The following is a 5,940-nucleotide window of genomic DNA, read 5'->3' on the forward strand; positions in this document are numbered from 1 at the left end:
CTTCAAAGAAAAGCCCGCCCCGGAATGCCGGGGCGGGCTCTTTCGTTCAGGCCGGATCAGCCGTCGCGATCAGTTCTCGACATAGGAGATTTTGCCGTCGGCACCCTTCTTCCAGGTGTAGACGGTGTAGTCCGGGCGGGTGATGTCGCCCTTCTTGTCGAAGCCGATATCGCCGATCACGGTCTTCACCGGCTGGCCGCCGTGCAGCGCCGCGGCGATCTTCTTCGGGTCGGTCGAGTTCGCGCGCTTGGCGCCCTCAGCCATGATCTCCACGGCCGCGTAGCTGTAGAGCGTGTAGGCTTCGGGCTTGAAGTTCTTGGCTGCGAACTTCTTGACGACGGCAGCCGCCTCCGGACGCTTCTGCGGGTCCGGCGGGAAGGTCATCAGGGTGCCTTCGACGCCGGGGCCGCCGATGGTGGCGAACTCGTCGGTGGTGATGCCGTCACCCGAGACGAGCACGGTCTTCAGGCCCTGATCCCGCATCTGACGCACGATCAGGCCGCCTTCGGTGTGCAGGCCGCCCCAGTACAGGTAGTCGGCGCCGGCCGCCTTGATCTTCGAGACGAGCGCGGAGAAGTCCTTCTCGCCGGCGTTCACGCCTTCATAGAGCACTTCCTTGACGCCGCCGGCGTTGAGGCCCTTCTTGGTCTCGTCGGCGAGGCCCTGGCCATAGGTCGTCTTGTCGTGGACGACGGCGATCTTCTTGTCCTTGAAGTTCTTCAGCAGATAGGCCGCGGCGACGCTGCCCTGCTGATCGTCACGGCCGCAGGTGCGGAAGGTGTTCCACAGGCCGCGCTCGGTGATCTTCGGGTTGGTCGCCGAAGGCGAGATCATCAGGATGCCGTTCTCGGCATAGACTTCCGAGGCCGGCATGGTGACGCCGGAGTTGAAGTGGCCGAGGACCCATTTCACGCCGTCGCCAACGAACTTGTTCGCGACCGAGACACCCTGCTTCGGATCGGAGACGTCGTCGCCGACCGAGATGGTGATCTTCTGGCCGAGAACGCCGCCAGCGGCGTTGATGTCCTCGACCGCCTGTTCGGCGCCGTTCTTGAGCTGGGCGCCGAATGCGGCGTTCGGGCCGGTGATCGGGCCGCCGACGCCGAGTTTGATCTGCGCATTGGCCACGCCGGACATGGCGAGGACCGCGCCGAGTGCAATGCCGCCCAACAGCAGTTTCTTCATGTGATGCAACTCCCCTCTATGATTGACAACGGGCTGGACGGGCCACCCGTCTCGGTGCGTTCTTGTCACCCTGAGCGACAGTCTTGCGCTTTTTCTGGGGTCTGTCACGCACCAAGCTCGTGAGCTCTTTCAGAGCAATTCAGGCCGGATTTCGGCTCCGGCGCGCGGCTTCCAGCCGAAGGGGCCGGCACGCTCGAAAAGCCAGTGGTATTGCCGCGTCATCTGCTTGGCCCGGTTGTAGCGCCAGCCGGCAAAGCCGAAGGCGAGCAGCACGATGCAGTCGACGATGTAGTAGTGCAGGGTGAGCAGCGTGGCCTGGAACAGCGCGAAATGGATGAAGCGCACGAACAGGCCGAGGATCAGCATGTAGACGACGAGCTGCCAGTTCGGCCGCCAGGTGAGGGCGATGGCCCGGCCTGCCATCCAGGCGAGCCAGCCGCCCATGATTACCGTGACCAGCAGGAAGAGCCAGACCGTCGGTTCTTCGTAGAGGATGCCTTGCATCTCTTGCTCCCGGCTTCATTCGGCTTTGGAAGCGGCTGACATCGACACAGCGATGGCACGGGCGGTGTGCAGCCGTCTCTCATCAAAAAGTTGCAGCGGGAGGCCATGCTTCCGCTGCCGGTTTCTAGTGGCGGCCGCCTTCGAGATAGGCGGCGCGGACCTGCGGGTTTGCGAGGAGTTCCTTGCCCGAGCCGCTCATCGTGATCACGCCGTTGACCATGACGTAGCCGCGATGGGCGAGCTTGAGCGCGTGGAAGGCGTTCTGCTCGACCAGGAAGACGGTGAGGCCCTGGGTCCTGTTGAGCTCGCGGATCGCCTCGAAGATCTGCTTCACGATCAGCGGAGCGAGGCCCAGCGAGGGCTCGTCGAGCAGGAGCAGCTTCGGGCGGGCCATCAGCGCACGGGCGATGGCGACCATCTGCTGCTCACCGCCGGAGAGCGTGCCGCCGCGCTGCTGCAGCCGCTCCTTGATGCGCGGGAAGAGCACACAGATCTTCTCGAGATCCTCGTCGAAATGCTCGAAATTGCGGACGGCGGCGCCCATCTGCAGGTTCTCGAACACCGTCATGCGCGGGAAGATGCGGCGTCCTTCGGGCGACTGCGCTATTCCCAGGCGGGCGATCTCATGGCTCGGCATCCGCGTGATGTCGCGGCCGTCATAGGTCACCGAACCTTCGCGGGCCTGCGGATTGCCGAAGATCGTCATCATCAGCGTGGATTTGCCGGCGCCGTTCGCGCCGATCATGGTGACGATCTCGCCAGGGTTGACGTCGATGTCGACGCCCTTCAGCGCGATGATCTTGCCGTAATAGGTCTTGACGCCGCGGACGGCGAGGAGAGGCTGGGCCACAGTCACGAGATGCCGACCTCCGCTTCGACGTCCTCGACCTCTTCGTCATCGACGCCGAGATAGGCGGCGATGACTTTCGGGTCGGCCTGCACCTCGGCCGGCGTGCCGTCTGCGATCTTGGTGCCGTAATCGAGGACCACGACATGGTCCGAAATTTCCATGACGACCGACATGTCGTGCTCGATCAGCAGCAGCGCCGTCCCGAGATCATTCCTGATCGAGAGCAGCAGCGTGTTGAGGTCGAGGCTCTCGCGCGGGTTAAGGCCCGCGGCCGGCTCGTCCAGGCAGAGCAGGACGGGATCGGTGCACATGGCGCGTGCGATCTCGAGCCGGCGCTGGTCGCCATAGGGCAGGTCGGCAGCCGGGTCGTCGGCGCGATGGGTGAGGTTGATCTTGTCGAGCCAGAACTTGGCCTTGTCGATCGCCTCCTTCTCGCGGGCCTTGTAGCCGCCGACGCCGAGCACGCCGAGGAAGGTGAAGCCCGAGGCGATCATCAGCGGGTTGTGCTGGGCGACGAGCAGGTTCTCGAGCACCGTCATGCCGCCGAAGAGGCGGATGTTCTGGAAAGTGCGGGCGACCTTGGCCTTCCAGGAGATGCGGAAGTCCGGCATGCGCTCGAGCAGGAAGCTCGAACCGTCGTCATGGTTCAGCGAGACCAGGCCCTGCGTCGGCTTGTAGAAACCGGTGATGCAGTTGAACACGGTGGTCTTGCCGGCGCCGTTGGGGCCGATCAGCGCGGTGATCTCGCCCTTGTGGGCCTGGAAGGAGAGGTCGTTGACGGCGGTCAGGCCGCCGAAGCGCATGGTGACGTGCTCGACCTCGAGCAACGCACGCCCTTTGGAGTTGAAGCTGGGCATCAGCCGTGGCCCTCCTGGACGAGGTCGGCCGAGATCGTCTTCTTTTCCTTCAGGAAGGCGGTGGGCTCCCGTACCGAGATCAGGCCCCGCGGCTTCCAGATCATGATCACGACCATGGCGAAGCCGAAGATCAGCATGCGGTACTTGGTCGGGTCGAAGTCGGGGCCGAAGATCTGCTTCAGGAAGTCGAGCTCGCGCAGCAACTCGGTGCCGCCGATCATGGCGATCGCGGCAATGGCGCAGCCCCAGAGCGAACCCATGCCGCCGAGGACGACGATGGCGAGGATGACCGCCGATTCCATGAAGACGAAGGATTCCGGCGAGATGAAGCCCTGCCGCGCCGAGAAGAAGGCGCCGGCGAAGCCACCGAACATCGCGCCGATCGAGAAGGCGGTGAGCTTGGTGTTGGTGGTGTTGATGCCGAGCGAGCGGCAGGCGATCTCATCCTCGCGCAGAGCTTCCCAGGCGCGGCCTACAGGCAGGCGGCGCAGGCGCAGCGTGACGAAGGCCGTCAGCAGGGCAAGGCAGAGAATGACGTAATAGAGGAAGATCGTTCGGTAGAGAGGCGAGAATTCGAGCCCGAACACAGCCGCGAATCCGTTGTCGGCGGCCGTGAAGGGGATGCCGAAGAAGGTCGGGCGCGGGATGCCGGAGATGCCGGCGTAGCCGTTGGAAAACTCGGTCCAGTTGACCAGGACGAGGCGGATGATCTCGCCGAAAGCCAAGGTCACGATGGCGAGATAGTCGCCGCGCAGGCGCAGCACGGGGAAACCGAGCAGCATGCCCCAGAAGGCGGCCAGGATGCCGGCCATCGGCAGCAGGATCCAGAAGGACAGGCCAAAATTCTTCGCCAGCAGCGCGTAGGAATAGGCGCCGACCGCATAGAAGGCGACGTAGCCGAGATCGAGCAGACCGGCGAGGCCGACGACGATGTTCAGCCCCCAGCCGAGCATGACGTAGATCAGGATCTGGACGCCGAAATTGTCGATCCACTTCAGCGCGCCGCCCCAGCCCGCGAGCCCGATCGCGATCGCCGGGAAGGTGACGAGAAAGCCGAGACCAAACAGCGAGAAGAGACGCGAATAGCGCTGGAAGAAGGCAATGGTGCCGTGCGGGAGCAGACGCACCGCGGCCTTGCCGTCCTTGCGGCCTTGCTGGCGCAGCGCGACCAGCAGCCTCCCGATGAAGACGATGCCGACGGCCCAGGCGACAGCGTCCCAGCGCGGATCGAGCACCAGCACGTTGTCCATGTTCTGGCGGGTGCCCCAGGCCACGATCGGAATGCAGAGTCCGAGCGTGACGAGGGCGGCGAAGCCGGCCTCCTTGAGGGCCGCCTTGAAGTCGCGGCCGGGGGCGGCCGCGGTGGTTGTCGTTTGGCGTGCCATGGCGTCAGACCTTCTCGACTTCCGGCCGGCCGAGGATGCCCGAGGGCATGAATACCAGTACGATGGCAAGGATGCAGAAGGCGGCGACGTCCTTGTAGTCGATGGTGAAGTAGGCCGACCACATCACCTCGATCAGGCCGATCAGCAGGCCACCGATGACTGCGCCGGGCAGTGAGCCGATGCCGCCGAGCACGGCCGCGGTGAAGGCCTTGACGCCCGGCGTGAAGCCGTCGGCGAAGTTCACCACGCCGTAGAGCACGAGATACATCACGCCGGCCACCGCCGCGAGCGCCGCGCCCATCACGAAGGTGATCGAGATGGTGCGGTCGACGTCGATGCCGAGAAGGGCGGCCATCTTGCGATCCTGCTCGCAGGCGCGCTGGGCGCGGCCGAGCGGGGTCTTCTGCACGATGTACCAGAAGGCCGCGAGGAGCACCGCAGTCGTCAGGATGATGACGATCTGCTTGTAGGAAATCTGGACCGAGTAGGTCGCGCTCTCGATCAGGGTGATCGACTTGTTGAGCAGCGGCGGGATCGACTTGTTCCGCGGGCCCTGAACGACCTGCACGAAATTGACCAGGAAGATCGACATGCCGATCGCCGAGATCAGCGGCGCCAGGCGGAAGGATCCGCGCAACGGCCGGTAGGCCACCCGCTCGATCGTCCAGTTCCAGAGCGAGGTGAAGAACATCGCCAGAGCCAGCACGATGACGAGTGCCAGCAGGATCATGCCGGCCCCCATGCCGAGTACCGACGTCACCAGCATGAAGAAGATCAGCGCGATGAAGGCGGACAGCATGAAGATGTCGCCATGGGCGAAGTTCACCATGCCGATGATGCCGAACACCATCGTGTAGCCGATGGCGATGAGACCGTAGATCGATCCCAATGTCAGCCCGTTGATGAGCTGCTGCAGAAAGACTTCCATTGACGACGCCGACCCCTCGAACCAGCTCCCGTTCTCGTCATCAGCATGACGCTGACGCATGCGGGATGCGATTTCCATGCAGAGCTACCAATGGCTTGCGCCAGCGACAATCGCTCCGTGCCAAATTTCTGTCAAAAGCAATTACGAACGAAACGCCTCGAAAATGTGCAGAATACTCTGCGCTGCGGCGTGCTTTTGACGCATGATGATTGCGTGTTGCGCGGAGGCCGT

7 protein-coding genes are annotated in these 5,940 nt (G+C 63.9%); 1 reads left to right on the forward strand and 6 read right to left on the reverse strand.

All coding sequences use genetic code 11. The features are described from left to right. Positions 1 to 69: 69 nt before the first annotated feature. The 6 genes from ACIPIA_RS08990 to ACIPIA_RS09015 all read right to left on the reverse strand — a co-directional run bounded on the left by ACIPIA_RS08990 (position 70) and on the right by ACIPIA_RS09015 (position 5,709). Positions 70 to 1,185: a branched-chain amino acid ABC transporter substrate-binding protein gene (locus ACIPIA_RS08990; RefSeq protein ID WP_400508698.1), complete on the reverse strand. Its 1,116-nt coding sequence runs from the start codon at positions 1,183 to 1,185 to the stop codon at positions 70 to 72. 129 nt (positions 1,186 to 1,314) lie between these two features. Next, positions 1,315 to 1,689 carry a DUF6867 family protein gene (locus ACIPIA_RS08995; RefSeq protein WP_400508700.1) on the reverse strand — a complete coding sequence of 125 codons (375 nt, stop codon included), beginning with the start codon at positions 1,687 to 1,689 and terminating at the stop codon, positions 1,315 to 1,317. A 124-nt stretch (positions 1,690 to 1,813) separates the two neighbouring features. Next, positions 1,814 to 2,545, reverse strand: a complete 732-nt coding sequence (locus ACIPIA_RS09000) for an ABC transporter ATP-binding protein (RefSeq protein WP_400508702.1) — start codon at positions 2,543 to 2,545, stop codon at positions 1,814 to 1,816. Then, positions 2,542 to 3,396 carry an ABC transporter ATP-binding protein gene (locus tag ACIPIA_RS09005; RefSeq protein ID WP_400508703.1) on the reverse strand — a complete coding sequence of 285 codons (855 nt, stop codon included), beginning with the start codon at positions 3,394 to 3,396 and terminating at the stop codon, positions 2,542 to 2,544. The genes ACIPIA_RS09000 and ACIPIA_RS09005 overlap by 4 nt, the downstream gene beginning before the upstream one ends. After that, a complete protein-coding gene (gene livM / locus ACIPIA_RS09010) occupies positions 3,396 to 4,781 on the reverse strand; it encodes a high-affinity branched-chain amino acid ABC transporter permease LivM (protein ID WP_400508705.1) in 1,386 nt (461 codons plus the stop codon). Before livM ends, ACIPIA_RS09005 begins: the two co-directional genes overlap by 1 nt. 4 nt (positions 4,782 to 4,785) lie before the next feature. Next, positions 4,786 to 5,709: an ABC transporter permease subunit gene (locus ACIPIA_RS09015; protein ID WP_400508707.1), complete on the reverse strand. Its 924-nt coding sequence runs from the start codon at positions 5,707 to 5,709 to the stop codon at positions 4,786 to 4,788. 45 nt (positions 5,710 to 5,754) lie between these two features. Here ACIPIA_RS09015 and ACIPIA_RS09020 point away from each other — a divergent pair. Continuing rightward, a partial coding sequence (locus tag ACIPIA_RS09020; protein ID WP_400508708.1) for a hypothetical protein occupies positions 5,755 to 5,940 on the forward strand: 186 nt, incomplete at its 3' end.

The organism is Allobosea sp. CER48 (assembly GCF_044752385.1).
GTDB lineage: Bacteria > Pseudomonadota > Alphaproteobacteria > Rhizobiales > Beijerinckiaceae > Allobosea.

Excerpts from the sequence above, each read along its gene's own strand:
- ACIPIA_RS08990 (WP_400508698.1), bottom strand. The coding sequence starts at position 1,185 with ATGAAGAAACTGCTGTTGGGCGGCATTGCACTCGGCGCGGTCCTCGCC.
- ACIPIA_RS08995 (WP_400508700.1), bottom strand. The coding sequence starts at position 1,689 with ATGCAAGGCATCCTCTACGAAGAACCGACGGTCTGGCTCTTCCTGCTG.
- ACIPIA_RS09015 (WP_400508707.1), bottom strand. The coding sequence starts at position 5,709 with ATGGAAGTCTTTCTGCAGCAGCTCATCAACGGGCTGACATTGGGATCG.
- livM (WP_400508705.1), bottom strand. The coding sequence starts at position 4,781 with ATGGCACGCCAAACGACAACCACCGCGGCCGCCCCCGGCCGCGACTTC.
- ACIPIA_RS09005 (WP_400508703.1), bottom strand. The coding sequence starts at position 3,396 with ATGCCCAGCTTCAACTCCAAAGGGCGTGCGTTGCTCGAGGTCGAGCAC.